Consider the following 25,870-nt stretch of genomic DNA (forward strand, 5'->3'; position numbering starts at 1 on the left):
ATCCGGCTGCCGTGGGACGGGACCCGCCACAGGTGGGGGGCGACGGGCATGGCTGTACCGGTGGAACGGCCGGTGGTGCGGGAGCGGGGCAGTGCGCCCGACGTGGTCGGGGCCGTGGTGCTCGGCTGCTGCGCCGTGTGGGCGCTGATCAGCGCCGCGGGCACGGAAGGCAGACCCGAGGGGGTGCTGCTGGCTGTGCTCGCCGTCACGGCGGGCTATGCCTGCGGCCGGATCAGCGGCTCGCTGGTGCCGGTGGCGGCGGCGACCACGGTGTCGCTGGCCGCGCTCGGTGCGGCGATCGTGTCGAGTCACGACGCGGCGAGCGCGACGGTGGCGGTGGCGACCCCGCAGGGCGACGGCGGCGCGGTGGCCGCGCTGCTCGCGCTGTCGGCCGGCGCCGCCTGTTGTGCCGCGTCAGCGGTGCGGCCCGTACGGATCAGGCTCGCCCTGCGGCTGGTCGGGCTGCTCGCCGCGGCCACCGGGGTGCTGCTGGGCTCGGCCGCCGGGTTCTTCACGGCGCTTGCCGTGGTGCTGTGTTCGCTCGCCGCCGAGCATGTGCGCCGCCGGCTGGTCGGGCTCGCCGGGCTGGCGCTGGCCACCGGTCTGGTGGTGGGCGGCTCGTGGGCGGTGGCCGAGCAGGTGCTGCCCACGGGACTCTCGGTCTCGCTGGAGGGTCAGCTGACCCAGAACCGGGTGCTGCTGTGGCGGGACGCCGTCGACATCGCCGGGGACCATCCGCTGCTGGGGGTGGGCCCCGACCGGTTCGGTGAACTCAGCCCGACGGCCGCCCAGTCGCTGGACACGGACGGGAAGACCCACTCGGCGCCGCTCCAGCAGGCCGCCGAGGAGGGCGTGGTGGGGGTGGTGCTGCTGGCGGCGGCGTACGGCTGGCTGCTGTACGGCCTCGGCCGCTCGCCGTGCGCCAACCCGGTCGTCCTGACGGCGGGGGCGTCGCTGACGGCGCTGGCCGCGCTGGCGAGCGTGGGGAACGCGCTGAGCTTCACCTCGGTGACGGTGACGGCGGGGCTGCTCGCCGGGCTGGCGACGGCGCGCCCGGCGACGACCGTGCCGGTCGCTGTCGCGGCCCGCCCCGAGCCTGCCGGGAGGGGTCCGGGTGCCCCGGTCGGGTGACGCGTTACTCCGTCCGAGTCAGCGCGCCCCATGCCTTTTTGACCGTTATGTTCGCTATGCCGTCTTGCTCAGTGTCGACGGGCGCAGCCGGTCACGGATGATCCGTACGGCCGCCTCGGCGTCGTCGACTGTGACGGTGAACACTCTGCCGTCGCCCAGCTTCAGTACGAGCCCCTCGCCTCTGCGCACCACCACGGCCGTGCCCATCTCGGGCCGCCAGCGGTAGCCCCAGCCGCCCCACTGCCGGGGGTTGACGCGGGGGTCGAAGTCCGCGCCGACGACCTGGGCGAGCGGGATACGGCGGCGCGGCAGGCCCATGTGCCCGCAGCGGACCTCCAGGCAGTCGCCGTCGACCTTGACGGCCACATGGACGAAGGCCAGCGTCCCGAAGAGCATCAGCAGTCCGGCGGCGACACAGCCGATCACCGACATCAGCAAGGCGAGGAAACCGGAGGTCCAGTTGGAGTCCACGGCCAGCTCGACACCGAGCGCGATGCACGCGGCGCCGCCCGCCGCCAGCACCCACTGCGCGCGATTGGTGGCTCGGCCGGACCAGATCTCGGGCAGGGGCCGCGCGGCGTGACCCTCGTGCCGTGAATGCTCCCTCATGGCAAGCAGAGTACCCACGTTCGGCGTGGGCGGGAGACGTACCGGAGTGTGTGGTCAGTACACCTGGGTGACGGCGGCGAGCAGCTGTCCCTCGGGATAGCCGAGCGCCTCGTCGGAGAGGGCGGCCTCCCGGCCGCCGAGCAGCACGGTGAGCCGGCCGGTCGGCTCGGCGCCGGGGGCGGGCTGCTCACCGATACGCCGCAGGGCGTGTGCGGCGACCGCGTCGGCCGAGCCGTACAGCGCGACCGGCGCCGCTGAAGTGGACCGGCCCGGGGCGTCGGTGACCGCCGTACGGATCCGTTCGGCGAGGAGTTCGTAGTGGGTGCAGCCGAGCACGACGGCGCTCACGTCGTCGGGGGTACGGTCAGCGGCGGCGGCCACCGCCGCCTCGACGGCGGCTTCGTCGGCGTGCTCCACCGCGTCGGCGAGCCCGGGGCACGGCACCTCGGTGACGGCGACGGACGGGGCGAAGTCACGGATCAGGGCGCGCTGGTAGGCGCTCCCCGTGGTGGCGGGGGTGGCCCAGATCGCGACGGGGCCGCCGGCGGCAGCGGCGGGCTTGATCGCCGGGACCGTACCGATGACGGGCAGCCGCGGTTCCAGCTCGGCGCGCAGCGCGGGCAGCGCGTGCACGGACGCGGTGTTGCACGCGACGATCAGGGCGTCCGGCTCGTGGGCGGCGGCCGCGCGGGCGACGGCGAGCGCGCACGCGGTGACGTCCTGCGGGGTGCGCGGGCCCCAGGGCATCGTGCCGGGGTCGGACGACAGCACCAGATCGGCGTCGGGCCGCAGCCTGCGTACCGCGGCGGCGGCCGCGAGCAGACCGATGCCGGAGTCCATGAGTGCGATCTTCACTCGGTCACCATAGTCGACCGTGCTTGCGATCCTGGCGGTGTGCGGCAGACTGCCGCGAATGAGCGTCGTTGGCTGGATCTCGGTGTGTTCACTGGTCGTGTGGGGCTGGCTGTTGCTGGGTCAGGGGTTCTTCTGGCGCACCGATCAGCGGCTGCCGGCGCGCGGCCCGGCAGGCGGTGACGGCGGCGGGGCGGCTGACGACCCGTCGTCGTGGCCGTCGGTCGCCGTGGTGGTGCCCGCGCGCGACGAGGCCGAGGTGCTGCCGCTGAGCCTGCCGTCCCTGCTGGCGCAGGTCTATCCCGGACGGGCGGAGATCTTCCTCGTGGACGACGGCAGTACGGACGGCACGGGCGCGCTCGCGCGCGAACTGGCCGGCCGGTACGGCGGTCTGCCGCTGACGGTGACCTCGCCCGGCGAGCCGGAGCCCGGCTGGACGGGAAAGCTGTGGGCGGTACGGCACGGCATGGCGCTGGCCCGCGCCGGCCAACCGGAGTTCCTGCTGCTGACGGACGCCGACATCGCGCACGAGCCGGACAGTCTGCGGGAGCTGGTCACAGCCGCCCGCGCGCAGGACCTCGACATGGTCTCGCAGATGGCACGGCTGCGGGTGGCGAGCGTCTGGGAGCGGCTCGTGGTGCCCGCGTTCGTCTACTTCTTCTCACAGCTCTACCCCTTCCGCCGGGTCAACAGACCCCGTGCGAGGACGGCTGCGGCGGCCGGCGGCTGCGTGCTGCTGCGTACGGCGGCGGCCGAGCGGGCGCGGGTGCCCGAGTCGATCCACGAGGCGGTCATCGACGACGTGTCACTGGCGCGCGCCGTGCAGAACAGCGGTGGCCGGATCTGGCTGGGGCTCGCCGACCGCGTCGACAGCGTACGGCCGTACCCGCACCTGTCCGACCTGTGGCGGATGGTCTCGCGCAGCGCCTACGCGCAGCTGCGGCACAACCCGCTGGTGCTGATCGGGACCGTCGCGGGTCTTGCCCTGATCTATCTCGCTCCCCCGGTCGCCGTGGGCTTCGGGGTGTTCGGCGGTGACGCGCCCGCCGGCTGGTTCGGCCTCGCCGCGTGGGCGGTGATGACGGGGACGTATCTGCCGATGCTGCGCTACTACCGGCAGCCGCTGTGGCCGGCCCCGCTGCTGCCGGTCACCGCGCTGCTGTACCTGCTGATGACGGTCGACTCCGCCGTGCAGCACTACCGGGGCCGGGGTGCGGCCTGGAAGGGCCGCACCTACGCGCGGCCCACGGGCGTTCCCGCGCCGGACGCGGCCCAGGACAGCTGACCGCCGCCGGACCGGGTGTCACTTCCGGCCGGGCGTCCAGTTCATGCCCCAGCCGTACGCCTGGTCGATGGTGCGCTGCGGGCTGACCCCGCGGGCCGGTACGAGGAAGTTCGCCTCGCGCTGGACGACGAGGTCGGACCCGGTGTTGGTGATCAGCGCGAGCGCGCAGACCGTCGATGGCACCGTGCATTCGCCGAGCGAGAAGTCGATCGGCGCGCCGTTCAGCGGCTGGAGGGTGACCGTCGCGTCCAGATCGGCGAAACTGCGGGCGCCCTCGTAGATCGTCACGAAGATGACGACGCGGCGCAGTTCGTTCTTGTGGTCGAGGTTGATGGTGAGGTTCTCGCCGGTGTTGCTGCCGCCGGTGCGGTCGTCGCCGTCGAGTTGGATGTACGGCGGCCTGCTGACCGAGCCGAAGGCGTTGCCGAGCGCCTGGACCACGCCTTTGCGGCCGTCGCTGAGTTCGTACAGCGCGCACAGGTCGAGGTCGAGGTCGCCGTGCATGGCGACGGCCCTGCCGAGTTTGGCTCCCCAGCCCTTGAACTGTTTGCGCACCTGCCAGGTGAGATTCACCCGCATGGCACCCGAGCTGCCGCCCTGCTTGGCCAGCGAGACCGAAGGGGCCTCCTTCGTCAGGGTGACCTTGGAGAGGCGTACCGGGGTCGGTGCGGGTGCGGAGGGCGGCGCCGGTGGTGCGGCCGGTACCGGTGGTACGGGAGGGGTGGTCGCCACGGAAGGGGTGGGAGCTGAGGGGGGTGCGGGCCGGGCAGCCGGGGCGGGCGGTGCGGCTGCGGCCGGTTCGTCGACCGAGATGCCGAAGTCCGTTGCCAGACCCCCCAGTCCGCTGCTGTAGCCCTGGCCGACCGACCGGAACTTCCAGGCGCCCTGGCGCCGGTAGAGCTCACCGATCAGGAACGCCGTCTCGACGGTCGCGTCCTGGCTGTCGTACCGGGCCACTTCGGCGCCGGTGGCCGCGTCCAGCACCCGTACGTACAGTCCGGGCACCTGGCCGAAAGTGCCCGCGTCTGCGGAGGCGGCGAGGACGATCCGCTCGACCGCCGGCTCGACCCGGGACAGCTCGACGGAGAGCGTATCGGTGATGGTGGGACCGCCGGTCTGCTTGCCTTCGTGCCGGACCGCTCCGGAGGAGTGGCGCGGCTGGTTGTAGAAGACGAAGTCCGCGTCGGAGCGCACCTTTCCGGCCACCAGCAACAGGGCGGACGCGTCGACGTCCGGCACCCCCGGTCCTGAGTTCCAGCCCAATTCGACGCGGACGCTCTGCGCCGGCACTGGAACATTGGCGCCTTTAAGCATGGACATGCTCGCCCCCATCGAGAGTCGGGTGCCCGAAGTTTCCGTGTTCCCAACCTAATGGCAGCAAGGCGGCGCGGGCTCCACAGGACCCGCCGGTAACCCCGTTTCAGCTTGCCCTTTACAGGATCTGAACACCTCGTGACGACCGTTTTTCCCAAGTTCGCTCGCATTGGGGATCAGAATTGGCACACAGCGATGGAAAGAACCCTCAAAGCAGGCTCCCCAACCGGCACATCGTGGGCTTAACTTATGTTCCATGACCTCCCCCCGCGCCACCTACGGCGGCGGTTACTACACCGCGCCGTCGTTCCCGGACACCCCGATCTACGACTCCCTGGTCGCGGAGCGGGGCACGCCTCAGATCGCCCCGATCCGAGTGCCCTCCGCCTATGACACCGGCAACAGCTATCTGCCGGCTCTGCCGTCGGCGCTCCCGGCCCTGCCGGCGGCTCCCTCGCAGCCGGCTCCGGCGTACGGCGGCTACCAACAGCAGCCGATGCAGCAGCCCATGCCGCTGCAGCACGCCCCGGCGCCCTACATCCCGCAGCAGCAGGCGGCGCCCCGGGGCGGCTACCCGGGTCCGCAGCAGCAGCAGCCCTACCAGCAGCAGCCGCAGCGCCCCATGCCCCAGCGCCCGATGCCGGGCACGGGCTACGAGGCGATGCGACCGGCTGCGGCTCCGCGTCCCGCGCCGCCGCAGCCCGCGCAGCCCAACCAGTACGACGACCCGTACAACCGCCCCTACCAGAGCCGGGGGTACTGAGCGGACACCACCAGGGCCGCGACCCGCGCGTGGACAGACCGGCTGACCGACGGGAGGTCAAGAACCGCTGTCCGCACGCCTTTCGCGGCCTTGTTCGTGCTCCGGTGGCCCGGCCCGTTCTCCGCACCGCCCCTCGTGTGAACCCCGCCCGCGCGGGAAGACGAGGGTGCGACAGACACCTTGCGCGCGTTCGCGGCGTCAAGTGAGTTCGGTCGCTCTTCGCCCCTGACGCGTGTGCGGCATGCCGTCCCGGGCCAAGACGGATACGGAGACGGAAAGGGGGTGCGGGACTGTGAGAGTGATCGCCGGCCTCTGGCGCTGGCGGCGCAACCCCCTGCGCCGGACCACCGACCTGGCCGAAGGATGGGCGACACTCGTCGCCGCGCTGCTGCTCCTGCTGGCGGCGCCCGCCGCCGGCTGGCTCTGCGGAGCGCTGCTCGACTCGTCGCTCCAGCAGACCGTACGGGTGCAGCACGAGGAGCGGTATCCGGTCACCGCCGTGATCGCCGCGCTGCCCAAGGACCGGCGGGCCGCCGGGTTCGACGGTGACTCGCCCAAGGAGCGCAGTGCCGACACCCGGGTGATCGCGACCTGGCGCGCCGTGGACGGCAGCAAGCACAAGAGCGCCGTCTCGGCGCCGCTGAGCGGCTGGCGCACCGGCGACAGCTTCCGCATCTGGACGGACGCGCACGGCACGCAGGTGAAGCCGCCGATGGACGCGGGAACGGCCCGGCTGCACGCCGCCCTGGCCGGGACCGGCGCGGCGCTGGCCGCGGGACTGCTGATCGAGGGCGGCAGGCGGCTGTTCGTACGGCGGCTCGTCCTGCTCAGGCACCGGCGGCTCGACCGTGCCTGGGCCGAGGTCGGTCCTGACTGGGGCCGTACCGGCGCCGGCAGCTGAGATACGGGCCGGCGGGCCCGTCAAGGGACGGGCCCGCAGGTCGTCTTCGTCAACTCACCGGTGCCGCGCGCGCTACGGTGGTGCGGCCACGGTCCGACGTTACGGCCGTGGGGGTCCGGGTGCGAGCGCGTACCGGCACGGGCCGGCACGGCACGACACGTGCAGTCGCACGAGGTGGGGGCACGACAGCGCCATGGCACAGGGCACGGTCCAGGTGACGCACACCGGAACATCGCGTTGGCGGCGCCGCACGGGTGAATACGCCTCCCTCGCGGCGGCCCTGGAGGCGGCGGCCGACGGCGACGTCCTCACCGTCGCCCCCGGCACCTACCGGGAGAACCTCGTCATCTCCCGCGCCGTCACGCTGCGCGGCCCCGAAGGCTCGCTCGGCTCCGTACGGATCGCCCCCGCCGACGGCGTCCCGCTGACCGTCCGGGCCTCCGCCACCGTCCAGGACCTGCACATCGAGGGCCAGGACTCCGCGGCGCCCGCGCTGCTCGTCGAGGACGGCACCCCCGAACTGCTCGATCTGCGGATCGTGACCCGCTCGGCGGCCGGCATAGAGGTGCGCGGCGCCGCACGGCCCACCGTGCGCCGCTGCACCGTGGACAACCCGGCGGGCGTCGGCATCGGCGTACTGGAAGGCGCGGGCGGGGTGTTCGAGGAGTGCGAGATCGTCGCCGCCGGGCAGTCCGGCGTCGCGGTACGCGGCGGCGGCCACCCGCGGCTCGAACGCTGCCGGATCCACCACACGTCGGGCGCGGGCCTGAGCGTCACCGGTGAGGGCAGCGGCCTTGAGGCGATCGGCTGCGAGGTGTACGAGATCAAGGGCACCGGCGTACAGATCACCGAACGCGGCGCCGCCCATCTCACCGACTCCTCCGTGCACCGCACGACGGCCGACGGCGTCACCCTGGACACCGACGCGGTCCTGACACTCTCCGACTGCGACATCCACGACATCCCCGAGAACGCGGTGGACCTGCGGTCCCGTTCGGTGCTGACGCTGACCCGCTCCACGGTGCGCCGCTTCGGGCGCAACGGACTGTCCGTGTGGGACCCGGGGACCAGGGTCGACGCCAACCAGTGCGAGATCCACGACAGTACGGGCGACTACCCGGCCGTGTGGGTCAGCGACGGCGCGACGGCCGTCCTCGACTCGTGCCGGGTGCACGACGTGCCCGACGCGCTGTTCGTCCTGGACCGCGGCTCGCGCGTCGACGTCGTGGACAGCGATCTCTCGCAGATCCGCAACACGGCGGTGTCGGTGAGCGACGGCGCGACGGCGCAGCTCGACGACTGCCGGATCAGGGAGGCGTCGACCGGTGCCTGGTTCCGGGACCACGGCAGCGGCGGGACACTCAACTCCTGCACGGTGGACGCCGTGCAGACCGGGGTCATCGTGACCAAGGGCGCCGATCCGACCATCGAGCGCTGCACGATCACCTCGCCGGCCGAGGCCGGTTTCTATGTGTCGGCCGAGGGCCGGGGCACCTTCCACAACTGCCGGGTGACCGGCAGCGGCGGCTACGGCTTCCATGTGATGGACGGCTGCCGCACGACACTGACGCGGTGCCGTACGGAGCGCTGCGCGCGCGGCGGGTACGAGTTCGGGGAGGACGGCCCGATGGCCGAGGACTGCAGCAGCGACGAGAGCGGTGTACGCACACCGTCCGAGCCGGCGCCGACGGTGCTGACCGCGACCCAGACCCCCGGACTGCTCGGCACGGTACCGGCGCAGACCGCGGCGAACGCCCCCGCCGACATCGCGCCGCCCGCCGAACCCGCGCGTGAGTCGCAGGACGTCCTCGGTGAACTCGACGCGCTGGTGGGCCTGGAGAGCGTCAAGCGGGAAGTCAGAGCGCTCACCGACATGATCGAGGTGGGCCGGCGGCGCAAGGAGGCGGGCCTCAAGGCCGCTTCCGTCCGCCGCCATCTGGTCTTCACCGGCTCCCCCGGTACCGGCAAGACGACGGTGGCCCGGCTGTACGGCGAGATCCTGGCCTCGCTCGGGGTGCTGGAGCGCGGCCATCTCGTGGAGGTCTCCCGGGTCGATCTCGTCGGCGAGCACATCGGCTCGACGGCGATCCGCACCCAGGAGGCGTTCGACCGGGCGCGCGGCGGGGTGCTGTTCATCGACGAGGCGTACGCGCTCTCCCCCGAGGACTCCGGCAGGGACTTCGGCAAGGAGGCCATCGACACGCTGGTGAAGCTGATGGAGGACCACCGGGAGGCAGTGGTGGTGATCGTCGCCGGGTACACCGCGGAGATGGAGCGGTTCCTGGCCATCAACCCCGGTGTCGCCTCACGTTTCTCACGGACCATCACCTTCAGCGACTACGAGCCCGACGAGCTGCTGCGGATCGTGGAGCAGCAGGCGGAGGAGCACGAGTACACGCTCGGCGGCGGCGCGCCCGAGGCGCTGCTCAAGTACTTCACGGCGCTGCCCAAGGGCCCCGCCTTCGGCAACGGCCGGACCGCGCGCCAGACGTTCGAGTCGATGGTGGAGCGGCACGCGGGCCGGGTCGCCCAGTTGCCGCAGACCAGCACGGACGACCTGACCCTGCTCTACTCGGACGATCTGCCGGAGCTGCCCGAACTGTCCTGAGACCGCTGGCCTGTTGGCTCTGTTCGCTCAGTTCGCTCTGTGGACCCTGTCGGCTCGGCGGGCTCGCCCCGCTGCCCCGGCAGTGCGGGCGACAGCCGGTCGACGAGCGCGGCGCGCTCCTCGGCGAAGGCCGGATCGGCCTGGTACCCGGCGTGTCCTAGGACGGGCTCCGGCAGCGGACGCCGTACGGAACGGCCGTACGCCTGCGGGTCCTTGAGCGGCCCCCTGTCGACCTCCGGTCCCGCCTCCCCCGCGGTGACCCGCACCGGGCCGCCGATCGGGTCGGTGTTCCGCCACAGGTTGCGCCAGCAACGGACCTGTCCGCACAGGTCGTTGAGCTGGTCGGGGCCGAAGTACGCGGGGAACCAGCGGCCGTAGAGACGCTCCAGCGGTGATCCGTACGTCAGCAGCGCCACCTGGCGGCGGGTGGAGGCGCGCAGCTGCCAGACGGTCGCGGCGGCGAGGACCGTGCCCTGTGAGTGGCCGGACAGGACGAGCCTGCCGCCGGTGCTCGCTGTCCAGGTCTCGACGCGCCAGGTGAGGTCGGGGACGGCACGCTCGGCGTAGCAGGGCGGTGCGAAGGGGTGCGCGGCGCGCGGCCAGAAGGTGCCGACGTCCCAGAGGATGCCGACGGTCCTGCGGGCCGAGGCGTGGCGGTAGGCCCGGCGGCCCCAGGTGACGAACAGTATGAAGCCGAGCCCTACCAGCCAGGAGCCCAGCGCCTGGGCGGTGTCGGTGACGGACTCGACGAGCGAGTCGGTGCCTTCGGCGGCCTGGCCCGGCACCTCGCCGCTCAGCCACGACCCGGCGACGGCTCCGGCGCCGAGCAGCAGGCCGGCGCCCGAGATCACCCCGACGAGCCAGGGGGCGGCGTCGGTGAGCGTGGCCCTGGCGCGCACCCCGGCGATCTTGCGGGTGCGGACGGTGTCGACGGTCCTCGGGTGGAACTCCGCCTCGACCACGGGGCCGAGCCGGCGGGTGGCGCGCGCCGTTCGGACGGCGAGGACGGCCACCGGGACGAGCAGCAGCACCAGCAGGACGGGGATGACGGCGGCCTGCCAGCTCAGCAGGACCGGCGGCCCCACGATCCGGCCGCCGCCCATGCCGGGTGTCGCGTCCCCGTCGAGCCAGTCGGCGACGCGCTGCGCCAGACCGCCGGTCATGACGGCGCCCAGCGCGCAGGCGAGCGTGGCGACGGCGGGGCCCGCCTGGCCGCGCAGCACCGTACGGGGATGCGCCGCGGCGCGGTGCAGCGCGGCGGCGGCCCCGGCCAGCGCCACGACCAGCGCGACCTGCGCCACGGCGATCACCCGGAAGACGAGGTCGCCGGGGAGCGGCCCCGCGGAGACCCAGCCGGGCCGCGACCATGCCGCGTACACGACGGCGACGGCGAGCAGCGCGATCGAGCTGCCCGGCAGCCAGCCGATCACCGCCCGGTCGAGGACGAGATCGCGCCTGACCTCGCTGCGCCCTCTGCGGCACACCACCCACAGCACGGCGAAGGCGCAGCAGCCGAGGGCCGCCTGGAGCAGCAGCCCCAGGACATCGGCGAGCGGGGAGCCGACGGCCCGGTCGTGCTGACCGGCGGCCACGGTGATCATCGTGGCGACGGTGAGGAAGCCCGCCGCTGTGTGCGCCGCCCGGAGCCGCGCGACGAGCCGGCGGCCGTACCAGAACCCCGGTGTGCCGAGCGCGGGCCGCACGCCGGGTGCGCCACCGCCGCTCGCCTCGTCCGGCTCGTCGGTGCTGCCGAGAGGATCGCAGGTGGCTCCGTCGGCGGCTCCGTGGGTGGTTTTGTCGGTGGGCGGCCGCTGCGACTCGTAGGCGCCCCAGGTGCGGTTGGAGAGGTACCACAGCAGCACCACCAGCGCGGTGGGCACCAGCGCCCCCAGGGCGAGCCGCCGGCCGGGCTGTGACCACCAGCCGTGCTGCTCCGGCGCCAGAAAGCCCAGCCAGGAGTGTGCGGCGGTGCACCGAGCCGCGCCCGCGCACTGCCAGGCGGCGAGGTCGAGCGCGACCTCGCAGGCGGCGGCGGTCAGCAGCACGGTCAGGGTGAGGGCGACGAGCCGTACCAGCAGCCCGTAGAACCGCCGGGTCCTGGCCGACCCGTTCGTCGCGGGCCGCATCCAGTGGGCGAGATTGACGACCATGAAGGGCAGGAGCAGCAGCCACAGGGCCCGCGAGCCGTTGCCCGAGGTGAGGTTGGACCAGCAGTACGCCTCGGGCACCGGCCGGTTCCCGCGTTCAGGGTGACTCTCGGCGTCCACGTCCTCGGCGCGGCGGTAAACGGCGGCCGTCTCGTCGCCGGTGATCCTGACCGTGCGGGAGTCGGCCAGCATCTCCTGCGGGGTCGTACCGCCGACGCCGTGGACGAGCAGTTCCAGCGTCGCTCCGCCGTCACCGGCGGCCGTGGGATGGGAGGACACTTCTGAACTCGCTCTCGACGTGGCAAAGTACTGCGGACACGACCCCGGAAAGGCTGCCGCAGAACGCGGCCGGGGCGGCTCCCGCCGCGCTGCCCTCACTGAATCTCCCCGACTCCGGCCGCTACGGGCGCGGGCGCCGCCGGCGGAACAGCGTGGGAGGATGGGGGCCTTGACGAGCGGGCGGGGCGAGCGGGTGGACGCCCGGCACACGACGGAAGGACCCGACAGGGTGGTGAGTGACAACCAGAACCTTCTCGCTGAGCAGCGTCGCGCCCTGATTCTGGACGAGGTGCGCAAGCGCGGCGGCATCCGCGTCAACGAACTCACCCGCAAGCTCAACGTCTCCGACATGACCGTGCGCAGGGACCTCGACGCACTGGCCCGTCAGGGCGTCATCGAGAAGGTCCACGGCGGGGCCGTTCCCGTGGTCGAGGCGAGCACGCACGAGCCGGGGTTCGAGGCGAAGTCGGCGCTTGAGCTGACCGCCAAGGAGGACATCGCACGGGCGGCGGCCGCCATGGCGGTGCCCGGCAGCGCCATCGCGCTGTCCGGCGGTACGACGACGTACGCGCTGGCCCAGCATCTGCTGGACGTACCGGATCTGACCGTGGTCACCAACTCGGTGCGGGTCGCCGACGTCTTCCACGCGGCGCAGCCGGCCGGCACGGCGGGCGGCCAGCGGCCGGGCGCGGCCACGGTCGTGCTCACCGGCGGGGTGCGTACCCCGTCCGACTCGCTGGTGGGTCCCGTCGCCGACCAGGCGATCCGCTCGCTCCACTTCGACGTGCTGTTCCTCGGTGTGCACGGGATCTCGGTCGAGGCCGGGCTCTCCACCCCCAACCTCGCCGAGGCGGAGACGAACCGGCGGTTCGTACGGTCGGCCCGCCGGGTGGTCGTCGTGGCCGACCACACCAAGTGGGGCACGGTCGGGCTGAGTTCGTTCGCGACGCTGGAGCAGGTCGACATGCTGGTGACGGACGCGGGCCTGTCGGCGGGCGCCCGCGCGGAGATCTCCGAGCGGCTGCCGGGCCTGGTGGTCGCCGGCGGGAGCGACGAGGAGCCGGGGTCGCGGGACGCGTGATCCGGCCGTCCGGCGCGGGGGCGCCGGATGCCGGGCTCCGTCGTCCTACGATCGCCCGGTGACCGTCTTCCGCGTCGACCGCACCCCGCCGCTCTCCGCCGCCGAGGCATGGCGGCGGCTCACCGACTGGCCGGCCCACGCCGACCAGGTACCGCTGACGCGCATCGAGGTCCGTACGCCGGGACCGACCAAGGTCGGCACGGTCTTCGTGGCCCGTACCGCACTGCCCGGCCGGGTGGCGTTCGACGACCCCATGGAGGTCGTGGCCTGGCAGCCGCCGACGGCGGAGGGCCCTGGCCACTGCCGGCTGGAGAAGCGCGGCAAGGTCGTCACCGGCTGGGCGGAGATCGAGGTGCGGGCCGAGGGCGGTGTCACGCACGTGCGCTGGTCGGAGGAGCTGCGCGTCGGCCCGCTCCCCCGGCTGTTCGATCAGGTGACCGCGCGCGTCGGCCGCGCCGTGTTCGGCCGGGCGGTCGACGGGCTGTTGCGCAAGGAGCTCTGAGCGCGCGTCCCGGTGCCAGGTGCCGGTGCACGGCACAAGGTGCGCGGCCGGTGCCGGGCACAAGGTGCGGGGTGCCGAACGCAGTTGCGGTGTGACCTTCGGATCATTCACTCGTTCTCCCTAGGAGCAGCAACGAGTGACAGCGCATCAGCACATGCGAAAGGGCACAGGAAAGGGCACAGTCCCGATGCCGACACAGCGACAGCCGACCGACCCCGCCGTCTCCGGCGCGCGTCCCGGTATCGACGAGGCCGAGGCCGCCCTCGTCGAGCACTACCCGCGTCTCGTACGCCTGGCCTATCTGACCCTGCCCCCCTCTCTCGGCCGGCACAGACGCGTACTCGCCGCGCACGCCACCGTGCAGCACGTGCTGCCGGGGCGGCGGTCGGGATCGGCCCCCGCACCGGGACGGCTGAGTACGGACGAGGCGGCCTACGCCTGGATCCGCGGCCGGGTACTCGAAGCGGCGCTCGCCCACGGACACGGCTCCCGGCTGCACAACCTGCGTGCGGGCCGGCACGGTCTGCTGCCGCTGGTGGTGGGTCTCCGGCTGTTCCCACGGGCCGGCGGCACCGACGAACTCGCCCTGGACCAGGCCCTGTCGGCGGCCACGGCGGCGGCACGCGCCGCGCTGGCGCTGCGGGTGCTGGAAGGGCTGTCCGAGCGGACCGTGCACGCCCTGCTCACCGAGGCGGGCTCCGACGAACCCGACGAGGCGCTGCGCGCCGCCGACCGGCTCGCGTCCGACCGGGAGGGCCGGGCCGAAAAGCTGCTGCGCACGCCGGAGTTCGACCCGTGCACCGTACAGACCCGGCCGACCGATCTGCTGCGCCGCAGGCACCGCAACCGGCTGCTCGGCGCCGCCGTCGCCGTGGTGGTGACGGGGGCGGTCCTGGCGGTCACACTGCCGCACAACTCCCCGTCGCGGCAGCGGCTGGTCACGGCAGGTCCCGCCGCGGGTACGGCACTGGCCAAGGCCGTCGACCCCGCACGACTGCGCCGCGCCCCGGCCGACGAGTGGGCCGACTCCTCGCGGGTCGACTTCACGCTCTGGCCGGCCCGTGGGAGCCGCGTCGACGACACGGCTCTGCTGCGCCGCGCGCTGCGGGTCTGGGCGAGCCCCGACAGCGACGTACAGGTGTCGGCCACACCCGGGACGAGCACCGCCCCGCCTTCCCAGCCACCGCAGTTGCTGTACGCGGGCGAGAGCGACGGCGCCGCCGTGGTCCTGCTGCACGACGGGGTACGGGTCGCGCGCTACGCCGAGCCGCTGTCCGGGGACGGTCCGGCGGCGCTGGACCTCGTACGGACGGACGACGCGGACGTGACGACGGCGGCGGCCCTGGTCGTGAGCCGCACGGCCGGCCGGGCGCGCTATCTGCTCGCCCCGTGGATCGCCGAGTCGACGACCCGCGATCTGCTGGCGCCCGACACACCGGCCCGCGATCTGCGGGTGTCGAAGGACGGGGTCACGGACCCGGTGGCGCGCCCCGCGACCGGCGGTTCGTGCGCGTCGTGGCCGGTGATGCAGTTGCGCTCGTCGGAGAAGATCGTGGAGCGGCACGCGTTCCTGGTCACCGACCTCGGTGATCTCTCGCCCGTGCATCTGACCTACACACCGCCGCCGGCGCCGGGCAACCCGCCGCGTGCGCCGCGCGAGGCGACGGGCACGCCCGCGCTGCTGAGCTGGGCGCACACCGCCTGCTCACTGCGGGAGTTGCGGGGTTCCGGGGTGCGGGCGGTCAACAACTGGGCTTTCGCGGAGCAGCAGTTGCCGGAGCGCGGTGGGGTGTCCACCTGGGTCTGCACCCGCGCCGACACCTGGCGCGGCCCCGGCCGGATCCTGGTCCAGTTCCAGCGTCCCGGCACCTCGCACACGGCGCCGGGCGCGGTGGTGGCCGATGTGAAGGACACCGCGTTGTGCAGCAGATTCGGTCAGCACGTGCTGGCGGGGGCGCACTGGAAGGCACCGTCGGGGCAGTGGTACCTGCTGGCCGCCGGGTCCCGTGGCGTCGGCGACATCAACGCGGCGGGTGACGTACGGGCCGAGGCGAAGGGGCCGACGATGGCCGTACGGGCACCGCGCGGCGGCACGGTACGGCTGACGGGCAAGCTCCCGGGCGGTGCGTCGCTGGACGGCGTCAGCTAGGCCCTGCCAGGAAGTGCCCGGCGGACCGGAGTTCAGGACGCGGTGGCGTCGGGCCAGACTCCCGAGGCCAGGAAGCGCTCCAGGGTCAGCTCGTACGGTGCGATGTCCAGGCCCTGTCGGGCGAGCCAGGCATCCGAGTAGTACTTGTCGAGATAGCGGTCGCCCGGGTCGCAGAGCAGCGTGACGACACTGCCTCCGCGGCCCGTGCGGACCATCTCGGCGACGAGTTTCAGCGCGCTCCACAGTCCCGTACCGGTCGAGCCGCCGGCCTTGCGTCCGATGGCCCGCTCCAGCGCGCGCACGGCGGCGACGCTCGCCGCGTCCGGCACCTTCATCATCCGGTCGATGGCGCCGGTGACGAAGCTCGGCTCCATCCGGGGCCGGCCGATACCCTCGATCCTGGACCCGCAGTCGCTGCTCGCGAGGGTGTCGTGGCGCGTCCAGCCGTCGAAGAAACAGGAGTTCTCCGGGTCGGGGACGCAGATCAGCGTGTCGTACTGCATGTAGTGGACGTAGCGGGCGATCGTCGCCGACGTCCCGCCCGTGCCGGCCGTCGCCACGATCCAGGTCGGCTCGGGGAAGCGTTCCAACTTCAGCTGCTGGTAGATCGATTCGGCGATGTTGTTGTTGCCGCGCCAGTCGGTGGCCCGCTCGGCGTAGGTGAACTGGTCCATGTAGTGGCCGCCGGTGGCGGCGGCGAGGCCCGCCGACTCCTCGTACATGGTGCGCGAGTCGTCCACGAAGTGGCAGCGCCCGCCGTGGAATTCGATCAGCCGGCACTTCTCCGCGCTCGTGGTGCGCGGCATCACGGCGACGAACGGCACACCGATCAGTTTGGCGAAGTACGCCTCGGAGACGGCGGTCGAGCCGCTGGACGCCTCGATCACCGGTTTGCCGGGCCTGATCCAGCCGTTGCACAGCCCGTAGAGGAACAGCGAGCGGGCCAGCCGGTGTTTGAGGCTGCCGGTGGGATGGGTCGACTCGTCCTTCAGATACAGGTCGATGCCCCAGGACTCGGGCAGCGGGAAGCGCAGCAGATGCGTGTCGGCCGAGCGGTTCGCGTCGGCCTGCACCTTGCGTACGGCTTCCTTGAGCCACGCGCGGTACGCAGGATCGGTGCGGTCCACATCGACCGTGCGGACTGTCTCGTCCTGTGCCATGCGCGCTGTTCCTCTCAGTGACCGAAGCCTTCGGGAGCCTTCCGGACCGGGCCCCCTTCCGGTGACCGTATCCGCACCCCGTGCGCAAACGCTCACTTTGGGTATCCATAGGGATCGCTTGTCCCCGCGCCGGCCCCGGCGGGTGTCGGGAGCAGCGCATACTGCTGTTGGGGACGCGCATACTTGGGCAGACTGCCGACAGGAACAGGCACGGAGGGGGCTGAGCGGCCATGGCTGAACCGGAGTTCAGCGCACGGGGCGTACGGATAGAGCGGTGGCCCCGCTCGCTCACCAGGGCGGGACAGGTCCTGATACAGGACGGCAGGCTCGCCCTGCTGAACAGCTACGGCCGGGTGATCGACAGCGCCCCGCTGCGGGCCGTGCGGACGGCCAGGCCGTGGTTCGCGGGCGAGGGTTCGATGGTGGCGACCGTCAACGGGAAGCGCTACCGGCTGACGATGGGGCAGCGCGGCCGCAGGCCCGAAGCGAAGGCCCTCGCGGGCCGGTTCCTGGACACGCTGGGCAGGGCGGCGGGCACCTAGACCGATCACAGGGCGGCCGGTCGCGAGTTGCGGACCGGCCCTCGCTGAGCCACGCTGGAGGCACGTCACTCAGGGTAAACCGGCGGTGACGCTGCGATCCAGCCCCGCCGGGCACGAACAGCGGCTCCGGCCCGGTCACTGACCGGACCGACCAGGCCGCTGGATCCGATCCTTCGTCTTCTTCCGGACCTCATTCGGGGAGTCGCAGCCGTGATCAGCCAGCCCAGCAGGCATTGCACGGTGGAGCTCCAAGCCCTGCCGTCGCGGATCGGCCAGGTCCGCAGAATCATCTCGGCGCAACTGCGCTACTGGCACCTCGACCCGTTGATCGACCACACGGCACTCGGAGTCACCGAGCTGCTGACCAACGTCCACCGGCATGCCCAGCCGGACAAGCGGTGCACCGTCGATGTCGAGCTGCTGCTCGACCGGCTCACGGTCTCGGTCAGTGACCACGACCCACGCCTGCCGACGGTCAACGACGCGGCCCTGTTCGACACGGGCGGCCGCGGCCTCGCCCTCATCGCCGCGGTGAGCGAGAGCTGGGGCGTGCGCCCCCAGGGCGATTCGGGCAAGAGCATCTGGTTCACCCTGCCCACCCCGCCGGGCGCCGGGGCCCTGCCGCCCCGGCCGGTGTACGGCGCGACGACCGACGGCCCCTTCATGGGGACGGAGATCGACGCGGTGGCGCTGGAGTACGGCCATGCCACCGCCAGATCGGCCGTGGTCGGCTGACCGGACCCGGGAGGACCCGTACCGCCACCCGCCAGGGTGCCGGTACGGGTCCTCTTCCGGTGCGCACGCCTCCCGTTCGCGCGCCGCCGGTCACACGGCTGCCGGTCGAAGGGCCACCGAGCTCAGGCCGCGCCGCCCTTGCCGCGGCCGAACTGCTCGTCCAGCACGGAGAGCCGCCGCCAGTACTCGTCCTCGTCGATCTCGCCGGTGGCGAACCGGCGGCCGAGCATCGCGATGGGCGACCGCTCGTCGTCCACCGGCCGACCGGCACCGCCCTGCCAGGGACCGCCGCGCCACGGACCGCGCGGGCCGATCCCGCGACCGCGCCACGCGGTGCGCCGCAGCACGGTCACGACGCCGAGGACGACAGCCGCCCAGACCAGCGGGAAGAAGAGGATCCACGGCCCTGGGCCGCCGTGAAACGCCAGTGTGTTCATCTCGGTTCAGCTCCTTCGGAGCGGGTTTTCCGGGTACTTCGTTGTCGCTCACGAGCCTCGCCCCTGGAGGGGCGCCGAGTCGTCGTACAGCCGGCGGCACCGCGCGTACCCCGGAGGGAGCAGTTGTACCTACTGGTATGTACAGTGAGACCGACCGCCAGGCCGCCCAGGCCGCAGAAGCAGACCGCAGCTCCGCCGGGAGGCGCCGATGCATGTCATGCAGTACGAGATCACGCTGCCCGCCGACTACGACATGGAGATCATCCGCAGGCGCGTCGCCACCAAGGGCCATCTCCTGGACGACTTCCCCGGGCTGGGACTCAAGGCGTATCTGATCAGGGAACGTGCCGACGGTTCACCGGCGAACCAGTACGCGCCGCTCTACCTCTGGGCCGACCCTGCGGGGATGAACTCCTTCCTCCTGGGGCCCGGATTCCAGGGCCTGGCCGCCGACTTCGGCCGGCCGGTCGTCCAGCACTGGGCGGGCCTCGCCCACGAGGAAGGCCCGGCGGCCGGCCGTACACCGCTGTCGGCGGTACGGCGCCGACTGCCGATCCCGGACACCCCCGACCTGCCGGGCCTGATGGACGAGGCGGCGGCGGAGACGCGGCGGCTGGCCGGCGTCGAGGGAGTCGTCTGCGCGGACCTCGCCTTCGACCCGCGCCATTGGGAGTTGCTGCACTTCACCCTCTGGGACAGCGCGTCACCCCAGGCGGTGGGCGACCGCTTCCAGGTGCTGCGGGTGTCACAGCCGCACCGCGACGAACTGCCGTCGGGCGCCGGGGCTCTCTGACGGTGCGTCAGCGGGCCAGCGCGGCCAGCGGGTCGTCCAGTACCGGCTGCCAGGCCACCTCGGCGGCGCCGACCAGGCTGTTGTAGTCGAGGGTGCAACCCAGGATGGGCACTCCCCCGGTGTTGTGGCCCCACAGGCTGCGGTCGGCGACGACGGCGCGCAGCCGCTGCGGGTCCGCCTCGTGCAGCTCCCGGTGGAGTCCGCCGAGGATGATCCGGTCCGGGTTGAGGATGTTGACCAGCCCGGCGAGCCCGAGGCCCAGCCGGTCGATCAGCTCCTCGGTGGCGCCGCGCACGGCCGGGTCGGCGCCCTCCGTACGGAGCAGGTCGCGCGCCTGCTGCAACAGCGACACCTCGGGGCCCGGTGTGCGGCCGGCGGCGACGAGGAAGGCGAGCGGGTCGGCCTCGACGTCGAGACAGCCCCTGCTGCCGCAGTAGCAGGGCCGGCCCTCCGGGTTGACGGTGAGATGCCCGACCTCCAGGGCGAGCCCCGAACTACCCGTGTGCAGCCTGCCGTCCACGACCAGCGCACCGCCGACACCGCGGTGTCCGGTGGCGACGCACAGCAGGTGGCGGGCGCCGCGGCCGGCGCCGTGCCGGTGCTCGGCGAGGGCGGCGAGGTTGACGTCGTTGCCGGTGAAGGCCGGCCCTTCGAGCCCGGCGGCGCGCACCTGTTCGGCGAAGGTCTGCCGGACCGGGGTACCCGCCGACCACGCGACATGCAGCGGGTTGAGCGCGGCGCCCTCCGGTTCGGCCACGGCGGACGGCACGGCGAGTCCGGCGCCCACACAGCGCCGTCCGCCGTCGCGCAGCAGCCCGGCCCCGACGGCAACCGCCTTGCCGAGTACGGCGGCAGGGTCGGCCGGCACCTCGTCACGGCCTGCGGCGGTGGCGACGATCTGCCCGCCGAGCCCGACGAGCGCTGTCCTGAAGCCGTCGGCATGGACCTGTACGGCGAGTGCGACGGGACCGCTCTCGTCGACGGCCAGCCGGTGCGAGGGGCGGCCCTGGGACCCGGCTCCGGCGCCGGGGCTCGAATCGACGCGGATCAGCCCGAGCGCCTCCAGTTCGGCGGCGACGGCGCCGGCCGTCGCGCGGGTCACACCCAGCTCGGAGGTGAGGACGGCGCGGGTCGGCGCGCGGCCCGTGTGAACGAGTTCCAGGGCGGGACCGAGCGCGCTGCGGCCTCTCTCCAGTCTCGTCCGGGTGGTGGTCACCTTGCCGTTCATGTGGGCGAGTCTCCCATGGTCCGAGGCTCGGCAACCGCCTTGTCCCCGGCGGTCGGCCATGCCTATGCTGCGTTTGTGCCGTACCTAAACAAAATACCGGCGGCCGATCGGGGGGCCCACGGCGGTGACCGTGCCGCTCACTCCTCCCTGGTCCGGCTCCGGATCGCGCTCACGATGTTCTTCGCCCTCGACGGTTTTGTCTTCGCCGGCTGGGTGGTCCGGATTCCGGCTATCAAACACCAGGTCAGCGCCTCGGCGAGCACCCTGGGGCTCGCCCTGCTCGGGGTGTCGGCGGGGGCCGTGATCACCATGGTGTTCACCGGCAGGCTCTGCCGGCGCTTCGGCAGCCACCCGGTGACGGTCGTCAGTGCCGTACTGGTCTCGCTCAGCATCGCCCTGCCGCCGCACGCGCATTCGGCGGTGACGCTCGGCCTGCTGCTGCTGGTGTTCGGGGGCGCGTACGGCGCGCTGAATGTCGCCATGAACAGCGTGGCCGTCGATGTGGTGGCCGCGCTGCGGCGCCCGGTGATCTCCAGCTTCCACGCGGCGTTCAGTCTCGGCGGCATGGTGGGGGCGGGACTCGGCGGGCTGGTCGCGGGCAGCCTCACCCCGAGCGTCCATCTGCTGATGCTGACCGGCATCGGTCTGGTGGTCACGGCCGTGGCCGGGCCCGTCCTGCTGAAGCACCGGATCCCCGTGGCCGGGCCCGCGGACACCACCACGGCGGACGGCGCCGACGGCGCGGCGCCGGGCCGGCTCACCGGGCGCAGCCGCAAGCTCGTGCTGCTCTTCGGGGTGATCGCGCTGTGCTCGGCTTACGGGGAGGGCGCGATGGCCGACTGGAGCGCGCTCCATCTCTCCGACGACCTCGGTGCCGGCGCGGGCGTGGCCGCAGCCGCGTACACCCTCTTCGCGCTGGCGATGACGGCGGGACGGCTGTCCGGCACGGCGCTGCAGGAGCGTCTCGGCCAGACCCGCGCGCTGATCTCCGGCGGTGTGGTGGCCGCGCTCGGCATGCTGCTCGGCGCGCTCGCGCCGGCCGTGTGGCTGGCCCTGCTGGGCTTCGCCGTGGCGGGTGTCGGGCTGGCCAACATCTTTCCCGTCGCGATCGGCCGGGCCGGCGCCCTGGCCGGACCGAGCGGTGTCGCCGCCGCGTCCACGCTGGGGTACGGAGGGATGCTGATCGGGCCGCCCGCCATCGGCTTCCTCGCCGACTGGCTGACGCTGCCGATCGCCCTGACGACGGTGGCGATGCTGGCCGGCGCCGCCGCGCTCATCGGGTACGCGGCGCGCAACGCGTCGGCGCTGCCCGCCGGTTCGACCACGGGGGCGAGGGCCGAGACGGCGGCGGAGGCGTAAGCCGTTGCCGCACGCTGCCGGTTACCGCAGCTCCCGGTTACCGCGCGATGCCGGTCAGCCGAGCCAGCCCGGCCGCACGAGGCCCGACTCGTAGGCGAGGACGACCAGTTGTGCCCGGTCGCGGGCGCCCAGCTTCACCATCGTGCGGCTGACATGGGTCTTGGCGGTGAGCGGGCTGACGACGAGCCTGCGGGCGATCTCGTCGTTGGACAGGCCGATGCCGACCAGCGCCATCACCTCCCGCTCGCGCTCGGTGAGTTCACCGAGCCCCACCTCGTCCGTCGGGGCCTTGGAACGGGAGGCGAACTCGGCGATCAGCCGCCGGGTGACCCCGGGCGACAGCAGGGCGGCACCGTCCACCACCGCCCTCACGGCACGCAGCAGTTCGTCGGGTTCGGTGTCCTTGACCAGAAACCCGGACGCGCCGGACCGGATCGCCTCGAAGACGTACTCGTCGAGTTCGAAGGTGGTGAGCATGACCACCCTCACCCCGTCCAGTGCGGTGTCCTCGGTGATCCGCCGGGTCGCCGCGAGCCCGTCGAGCACCGGCATCCGGATGTCCATCAGCACGACGTCGGGCCGCAGTTCACGTACCGCGCGCAGCGCGGCATCGCCGTCGGCCGCCTCGCCCACCACCTCGATGTCGGGCTGGGCGTCGAGCAGTGCGCGGAAGCCCGCCCGCACGAGTGACTGGTCGTCGGCGAGCAGGACGCGGATCACGGTGTCTCCTCGGTCGTGAGCGGAAAGGTGGCGCGCACCCGGAAGCCGCCGTCGCCGCGTGGCCCCGCCTCGACGGCGCCGCCGAGGGCGACGGCCCGCTCCCGCATGCCGGTCAGCCCGTTGCCGCTGCCACCGGCCGCCGTGCCGGTCGCGGGTCCCGCGTCGTCGACCCGCAGGTCGAGGAGGCCGGGAGTGTGCCGGAGCACGACCGTGGCGGTACGGGACCCCGAGTGCCTGACCACGTTGGTCAGCGCCTCCTGGACGATCCGGAACGCGGCCAGATCGGCGCCGGGCGGCAGCCGTACCGGCGCGCCCTCGCGCCGGACTTCGACGGTCAGCCCGGCGCTCGCCGCCTGCTCGACCAGCTCGGGCAGCCGGCCGAGGCCGGGCGCGGGCGCGCGCGGCGCGTCGCCCGGCGTCCTGAGCGAGTCGAGGACCTGGCGCACCTCGCCAAGTGCTTCCTTGCTCGCCGCCTTGATGGTGGTGAGCGCCGAACGGGCCTGTTCCGGGTCGGAATCGAGCAGGGCGAGCCCCATCCCCGCCTGGACGTTGATGACCGAGATGGAATGGGCCAGCACGTCGTGCAGCTCACGTGCCATCCGCAGCCGCTCCTCGTCCCTGCGCCGCTTCTCGGCGGCGGCCCGCTCCACGGCTGCGGCGGCCCACTGCTCGCGCCGGGCGCGTACGACGTCGGAGATGGCGAGGACGGCGACGATCCAGGCGGCGACGACCGTCTCGGCGCCCCACCCCGCGCCCCAGCCGGCGGCATGCTCGGTGTGCGCCGGCAGCCACTGGTACAGCCAGTGCGTGATGAGTACGAGCCCGCCCCAGAACAGCCCGGCCGCTCCCCAGGCGGCGCGCCGGTGGCCGTGGACGACGGCGCTGAAGCAGGCGACGACGACGGTGGCGAAGACCGGGCCGTACGGGTAACCGGCCCCGAAGTACAGCAGCGCGGAGGCGGCGACACCGAAGACGGCGACCACGGGGCAGCGGCGCCGCAACAGCAGCAGAGCGGGCCCCGCGAGCAGCAGCAGCCGGGCGGGAGCGTCGAGGGAGGTGTGCTGCGCACGGGCGGCGAAGCCGCTGCCCAGCACCACGAAGACGGCGAGTACGAGGCTGGAAGCCCACGGCACCCGCCGCTCCCGCCCCTCCCGCCCCCCGGCCACCCAATGCCGCGGCCCGCGACCGAGATGACGGCGACCCCGACGGACGCCCCGCTCGTCTTCCATACGGGCCACGCTAGACCGGCGGACGGCCGCGGGGCGTCAGCCGGGCGTGGGGGTCGTCCGTACTCCCCGGGGAGTACGAGCAGGGGGGCTTGGTCGCGGTGTCGCCGTCCGGCGCGGGTTCGGTTGCGGGTTTGGGTTGCGGTTGTTGCCGGGGGCCGTTCCGGGGAGGCGTCCTGCGCTGCGGTGTCGCCGTCCGGCGCGGTTCGGGGTAGCGGGTCTTGGTTGCGGTTGTCGCCGGGTGCCGTTCCGGGGTCGTGTCCTGCGCTGCATGATTTACGGCGCGTACTCCCGAGACGCGGAGCCACCGCCCAGATGCGCCACAAATCACGCTCTACGCTCCGGACACCACCCCTGCACGACCCCCTTCAGCCCCCGCCCCACGGGACGGCAGCCCCGCGACCACCAAGGGCCGGCGGCCGGGCGTCCACGCCAGGGACGTGCCCGCAGCTGGCAGGTCACCGCTCGGCCGCGGTGACGCGGGCGCGTGTGCCCGACCACCGGACGGGAGGGGGCCGGGGCCGGAGGAGGGGGGTGTCCGGACGTAAAGCGAAGGAGCTCATGCGACAAGCAGTCCGGACACCCCCCTCCGCAGGACCCGGAACCCGCCACCGGACAGCGACACCGCAACCCAGACCCGCAACGCCGGACGGCTAGTCCCGCGCTGGCGCGTCCATCGCTTCCGGCTGGACGGCTACCACCTTCGGGCCCGTCGGCTCCATCCTGCGGTCCAGGATGTTCAGCGCGCGCCTCGCCAGCGGGTGGGTCCTCACCAGGCCGCCCAGTGTGGTCGAGCCGCGTGCGATGTCGGCGAACGCGTTCCAGGCCGGGCGCAGACCGGTGATCGCGCCGTGCAGCAGGCCCGGGCGGCGCTCGAAGACGGCGAGCATCCGGCGGCCGACCGCCATCTCGACGCCCAGGCCCGCCTTGATGGCGAACGCGTAATTCAGCGCCTGGCGGCGGGCGTCCACCGCGTCGTGCGCCTCGGAGATCCGTACGGCCCACTCACCGGCCAGCCGCCCGGAGCGCAGCGCGAAGGAGATCCCCTCGCGGGTCCACGGCTCCAGCAGTCCCGCCGCGTCACCGCACACCAGCACCCGGCCACGGGACAGCGGCGAGTCGTCGCTGCGGCAGCGGGTGAGGTGCCCGGACGAGACGGAGGGCTCGAAACCGGCGAGGCCGAGCCGGGCGACGAAGTCCTCCAGGTAGCGCTTGGTCGCCGCGCCGTCGCCGCGCGCCGAGATCACGCCGACCGTGAGCGTGTCGCCCTTGGGGAAGACCCAGCCGTAACTGCCGGGCAGCGGACCCCAGTCGATGAGTACCCGTCCGGCCCAGTCCTCGGCCACGGTGGGCGGTACGGGGATCTCCGCCTCCAGGCCGAGGTCGACCTGGTCCATCTTCACCCCGACGTGGGCTCCTATCCGGCTCGCGCTGCCGTCGGCGCCTACCACGGCGCGCGCCAGCAGCGTCTCGCCGCTGGCCAGCACCACGGCGACCGTGCGGCGGTCGGGGACTCCCGGGCCGTGCTGCTCGACGCGGGCGACCGTCACGCCCGTACGGAGCGCGGCGCCCGCCTTCTGCGCGTGCTCGACCAGACTCGCGTCGAAGTCCTGACGGTTGACGAGCCCGAAGAGCATCCGCTTCGAGCGGCGGGTGCGGGCCAGTTTGCCGTTCAACGAGAAGGTCACCGCATGCACCCGGTCCCTGAGTGGCAGCTCGAAGCCCGGGGGCAACGAGTCGCGCGAGGGGCCGATGATGCCGCCGCCGCACGTCTTGTACCGGGGCAACTCGGCCTTCTCCAGCAGCAGCACTTGGCGGCCGGCGACCGCCGCGGCATACGCCGCCGAGGCTCCCGCCGGTCCAGCGCCGACCACGACGACATCCCACACCGGCTCGTCGTGCTCGCTTCCGGCGTCTGCGTTCTCGCTGCTCACGATGTGCTTCTGCTCCTGATTCGACCGGTGGGCCTTACGACCTGCTACTTATCGAACGGCATCCTACGGCGCGGGCCGTCTCGACCCACTGTGGGAGGATCATGACTGACCTTTT

22 protein-coding genes are annotated in these 25,870 nt (G+C 73.0%); 12 read left to right on the forward strand and 10 right to left on the reverse strand.

The genetic code is table 11. From position 1 onward, the window contains the following. Positions 1-48 precede the first annotated feature (48 nt). Positions 49-1,131 (forward strand): O-antigen ligase family protein, encoded by a 1,083-nt coding sequence (locus tag OHS57_RS04955; protein WP_328581144.1) that lies wholly within the window; start codon positions 49-51, stop codon positions 1,129-1,131. A gap of 54 nt (positions 1,132-1,185) precedes the next feature. Here OHS57_RS04955 and OHS57_RS04960 read toward each other — a convergent pair whose 3' ends face one another. Both OHS57_RS04960 and OHS57_RS04965 read right to left on the reverse strand, forming a co-directional pair. Next, positions 1,186-1,740, reverse strand: a complete 555-nt coding sequence (locus OHS57_RS04960; RefSeq protein ID WP_041998155.1) for a hypothetical protein — start codon at positions 1,738-1,740, stop codon at positions 1,186-1,188. A 54-nt stretch (positions 1,741-1,794) separates the two neighbouring features. Further along, positions 1,795-2,595, reverse strand: a complete 801-nt coding sequence (locus OHS57_RS04965) for a glutamate racemase (RefSeq protein WP_041998153.1) — start codon at positions 2,593-2,595, stop codon at positions 1,795-1,797. Positions 2,596-2,653: 58 nt separating this feature from the next. Between OHS57_RS04965 and OHS57_RS04970 the strand changes: the two genes are divergently transcribed. Continuing rightward, a complete protein-coding gene (locus OHS57_RS04970; protein ID WP_328581145.1) occupies positions 2,654-3,877 on the forward strand; it encodes a glycosyltransferase in 1,224 nt (407 codons plus the stop codon). Positions 3,878-3,895: 18 nt separating this feature from the next. Here the strand turns inward: OHS57_RS04970 and OHS57_RS04975 are convergent, their stop codons facing one another. Beyond that, positions 3,896-5,197, reverse strand: a complete 1,302-nt coding sequence (locus tag OHS57_RS04975) for a TerD family protein (RefSeq protein ID WP_328581146.1) — start codon at positions 5,195-5,197, stop codon at positions 3,896-3,898. A 250-nt stretch (positions 5,198-5,447) separates the two neighbouring features. Here OHS57_RS04975 and OHS57_RS04980 point away from each other — a divergent pair, with 250 nt between their 5' ends. The 3 genes from OHS57_RS04980 to OHS57_RS04990 all read left to right on the forward strand — a co-directional run bounded on the left by OHS57_RS04980 (position 5,448) and on the right by OHS57_RS04990 (position 9,463). Further along, positions 5,448-5,954 (forward strand): DUF6643 family protein, encoded by a 507-nt coding sequence (locus OHS57_RS04980; protein WP_328581147.1) that lies wholly within the window; start codon positions 5,448-5,450, stop codon positions 5,952-5,954. A gap of 292 nt (positions 5,955-6,246) precedes the next feature. Beyond that, positions 6,247-6,855, forward strand: coding sequence for an Rv1733c family protein (locus OHS57_RS04985; protein WP_328581148.1), 609 nt, complete (start codon positions 6,247-6,249; stop codon positions 6,853-6,855). A 193-nt stretch (positions 6,856-7,048) separates the two neighbouring features. After that, complete coding sequence (locus OHS57_RS04990) at positions 7,049-9,463, forward strand: right-handed parallel beta-helix repeat-containing protein (protein WP_328581149.1); 2,415 nt, start codon at positions 7,049-7,051, stop codon at positions 9,461-9,463. On the opposite strand, the gene OHS57_RS04995 is transcribed toward OHS57_RS04990, so the two are convergent. Beyond that, the gene (locus OHS57_RS04995; protein ID WP_328585003.1) at positions 9,424-11,802 is read right to left on the reverse strand and encodes a hypothetical protein; all 2,379 of its coding nucleotides are present in this window, start codon (positions 11,800-11,802) and stop codon (positions 9,424-9,426) included. The genes OHS57_RS04990 and OHS57_RS04995 overlap by 40 nt on opposite strands. 319 nt (positions 11,803-12,121) lie before the next feature. Here OHS57_RS04995 and OHS57_RS05000 point away from each other — a divergent pair, with 319 nt between their 5' ends. From OHS57_RS05000 to OHS57_RS05010, 3 genes are all read left to right on the forward strand, one after another. Continuing rightward, entirely contained in the window at positions 12,122-12,970 is an 849-nt protein-coding gene (locus OHS57_RS05000; RefSeq protein ID WP_042000307.1) for a DeoR/GlpR family DNA-binding transcription regulator, read from the forward strand. A gap of 58 nt (positions 12,971-13,028) precedes the next feature. Then, positions 13,029-13,472: an SRPBCC family protein gene (locus OHS57_RS05005; RefSeq protein ID WP_328581150.1), complete on the forward strand. Its 444-nt coding sequence runs from the start codon at positions 13,029-13,031 to the stop codon at positions 13,470-13,472. A 187-nt stretch (positions 13,473-13,659) separates the two neighbouring features. Then, the gene (locus OHS57_RS05010; RefSeq protein ID WP_041998139.1) at positions 13,660-15,621 is read left to right on the forward strand and encodes a hypothetical protein; all 1,962 of its coding nucleotides are present in this window, start codon (positions 13,660-13,662) and stop codon (positions 15,619-15,621) included. A gap of 32 nt (positions 15,622-15,653) precedes the next feature. Here the strand turns inward: OHS57_RS05010 and OHS57_RS05015 are convergent, their stop codons facing one another. After that, on the reverse strand, positions 15,654-16,781 hold the full coding sequence (locus tag OHS57_RS05015) for a PLP-dependent cysteine synthase family protein (protein WP_041998137.1): 1,128 nt from the start codon (positions 16,779-16,781) through the stop codon (positions 15,654-15,656). A 230-nt stretch (positions 16,782-17,011) separates the two neighbouring features. Between OHS57_RS05015 and OHS57_RS05020 the strand changes: the two genes are divergently transcribed. Continuing rightward, positions 17,012-17,323 (forward strand): hypothetical protein, encoded by a 312-nt coding sequence (locus tag OHS57_RS05020; protein ID WP_041998135.1) that lies wholly within the window; start codon positions 17,012-17,014, stop codon positions 17,321-17,323. A 210-nt stretch (positions 17,324-17,533) separates the two neighbouring features. Next, the gene (locus tag OHS57_RS05025; RefSeq protein WP_078864037.1) at positions 17,534-18,058 is read left to right on the forward strand and encodes an ATP-binding protein; all 525 of its coding nucleotides are present in this window, start codon (positions 17,534-17,536) and stop codon (positions 18,056-18,058) included. A 122-nt stretch (positions 18,059-18,180) separates the two neighbouring features. Here the strand turns inward: OHS57_RS05025 and OHS57_RS05030 are convergent, their stop codons facing one another. Further along, complete coding sequence (locus tag OHS57_RS05030) at positions 18,181-18,495, reverse strand: SHOCT domain-containing protein (RefSeq protein WP_041998131.1); 315 nt, start codon at positions 18,493-18,495, stop codon at positions 18,181-18,183. Positions 18,496-18,703: 208 nt separating this feature from the next. On the opposite strand from OHS57_RS05030, the gene OHS57_RS05035 reads away from it, so the two are divergent. Further along, positions 18,704-19,288: a DUF4865 family protein gene (locus OHS57_RS05035; protein ID WP_328581151.1), complete on the forward strand. Its 585-nt coding sequence runs from the start codon at positions 18,704-18,706 to the stop codon at positions 19,286-19,288. Positions 19,289-19,295: 7 nt separating this feature from the next. Here OHS57_RS05035 and OHS57_RS05040 read toward each other — a convergent pair whose 3' ends face one another. Next, complete coding sequence (locus OHS57_RS05040) at positions 19,296-20,516, reverse strand: ROK family protein (protein ID WP_041998126.1); 1,221 nt, start codon at positions 20,514-20,516, stop codon at positions 19,296-19,298. Between the two features lie 75 nt (positions 20,517-20,591). On the opposite strand from OHS57_RS05040, the gene OHS57_RS05045 reads away from it, so the two are divergent. Further along, positions 20,592-21,875: an MFS transporter gene (locus tag OHS57_RS05045; protein ID WP_328581152.1), complete on the forward strand. Its 1,284-nt coding sequence runs from the start codon at positions 20,592-20,594 to the stop codon at positions 21,873-21,875. A gap of 54 nt (positions 21,876-21,929) precedes the next feature. Here OHS57_RS05045 and OHS57_RS05050 read toward each other — a convergent pair whose 3' ends face one another. The 3 genes from OHS57_RS05050 to OHS57_RS05060 form a co-directional block, all read right to left on the reverse strand. Then, on the reverse strand, positions 21,930-22,595 hold the full coding sequence (locus tag OHS57_RS05050; protein ID WP_328581153.1) for a response regulator transcription factor: 666 nt from the start codon (positions 22,593-22,595) through the stop codon (positions 21,930-21,932). Continuing rightward, on the reverse strand, positions 22,592-23,824 hold the full coding sequence (locus OHS57_RS05055) for a sensor histidine kinase (RefSeq protein ID WP_063779728.1): 1,233 nt from the start codon (positions 23,822-23,824) through the stop codon (positions 22,592-22,594). The genes OHS57_RS05050 and OHS57_RS05055 overlap by 4 nt, the downstream gene beginning before the upstream one ends. A 650-nt stretch (positions 23,825-24,474) precedes the next feature. Then, positions 24,475-25,755 (reverse strand): geranylgeranyl reductase family protein, encoded by a 1,281-nt coding sequence (locus OHS57_RS05060; protein WP_328581154.1) that lies wholly within the window; start codon positions 25,753-25,755, stop codon positions 24,475-24,477. Positions 25,756-25,870 lie beyond the last annotated feature (115 nt).

The organism is Streptomyces sp. NBC_00370, assembly GCF_036084755.1.
In the GTDB taxonomy this organism is placed as follows: domain Bacteria; phylum Actinomycetota; class Actinomycetes; order Streptomycetales; family Streptomycetaceae; genus Streptomyces.

What these genes read in the sequence shown, in the direction of transcription:
- OHS57_RS04955 (WP_328581144.1), top strand. Translation starts at nt 49, where the DNA reads ATGGCTGTACCGGTGGAACGGCCGGTGGTGCGGGAGCGGGGCAGTGCG.
- OHS57_RS04960 (WP_041998155.1), bottom strand. Translation starts at nt 1,740, where the DNA reads ATGAGGGAGCATTCACGGCACGAGGGTCACGCCGCGCGGCCCCTGCCC.
- OHS57_RS04970 (WP_328581145.1), top strand. Translation starts at nt 2,654, where the DNA reads ATGAGCGTCGTTGGCTGGATCTCGGTGTGTTCACTGGTCGTGTGGGGC.
- OHS57_RS04975 (WP_328581146.1), bottom strand. Translation starts at nt 5,197, where the DNA reads ATGTCCATGCTTAAAGGCGCCAATGTTCCAGTGCCGGCGCAGAGCGTC.
- OHS57_RS04980 (WP_328581147.1), top strand. Translation starts at nt 5,448, where the DNA reads ATGACCTCCCCCCGCGCCACCTACGGCGGCGGTTACTACACCGCGCCG.
- OHS57_RS04990 (WP_328581149.1), top strand. Translation starts at nt 7,049, where the DNA reads ATGGCACAGGGCACGGTCCAGGTGACGCACACCGGAACATCGCGTTGG.
- OHS57_RS04995 (WP_328585003.1), bottom strand. Translation starts at nt 11,802, where the DNA reads ATGCTGGCCGACTCCCGCACGGTCAGGATCACCGGCGACGAGACGGCC.
- OHS57_RS05010 (WP_041998139.1), top strand. Translation starts at nt 13,660, where the DNA reads ATGCCGACACAGCGACAGCCGACCGACCCCGCCGTCTCCGGCGCGCGT.
- OHS57_RS05015 (WP_041998137.1), bottom strand. Translation starts at nt 16,781, where the DNA reads ATGGCACAGGACGAGACAGTCCGCACGGTCGATGTGGACCGCACCGAT.
- OHS57_RS05020 (WP_041998135.1), top strand. Translation starts at nt 17,012, where the DNA reads ATGGCTGAACCGGAGTTCAGCGCACGGGGCGTACGGATAGAGCGGTGG.
- OHS57_RS05030 (WP_041998131.1), bottom strand. Translation starts at nt 18,495, where the DNA reads ATGAACACACTGGCGTTTCACGGCGGCCCAGGGCCGTGGATCCTCTTC.
- OHS57_RS05035 (WP_328581151.1), top strand. Translation starts at nt 18,704, where the DNA reads ATGCATGTCATGCAGTACGAGATCACGCTGCCCGCCGACTACGACATG.
- OHS57_RS05040 (WP_041998126.1), bottom strand. Translation starts at nt 20,516, where the DNA reads ATGAACGGCAAGGTGACCACCACCCGGACGAGACTGGAGAGAGGCCGC.
- OHS57_RS05055 (WP_063779728.1), bottom strand. Translation starts at nt 23,824, where the DNA reads ATGGAAGACGAGCGGGGCGTCCGTCGGGGTCGCCGTCATCTCGGTCGC.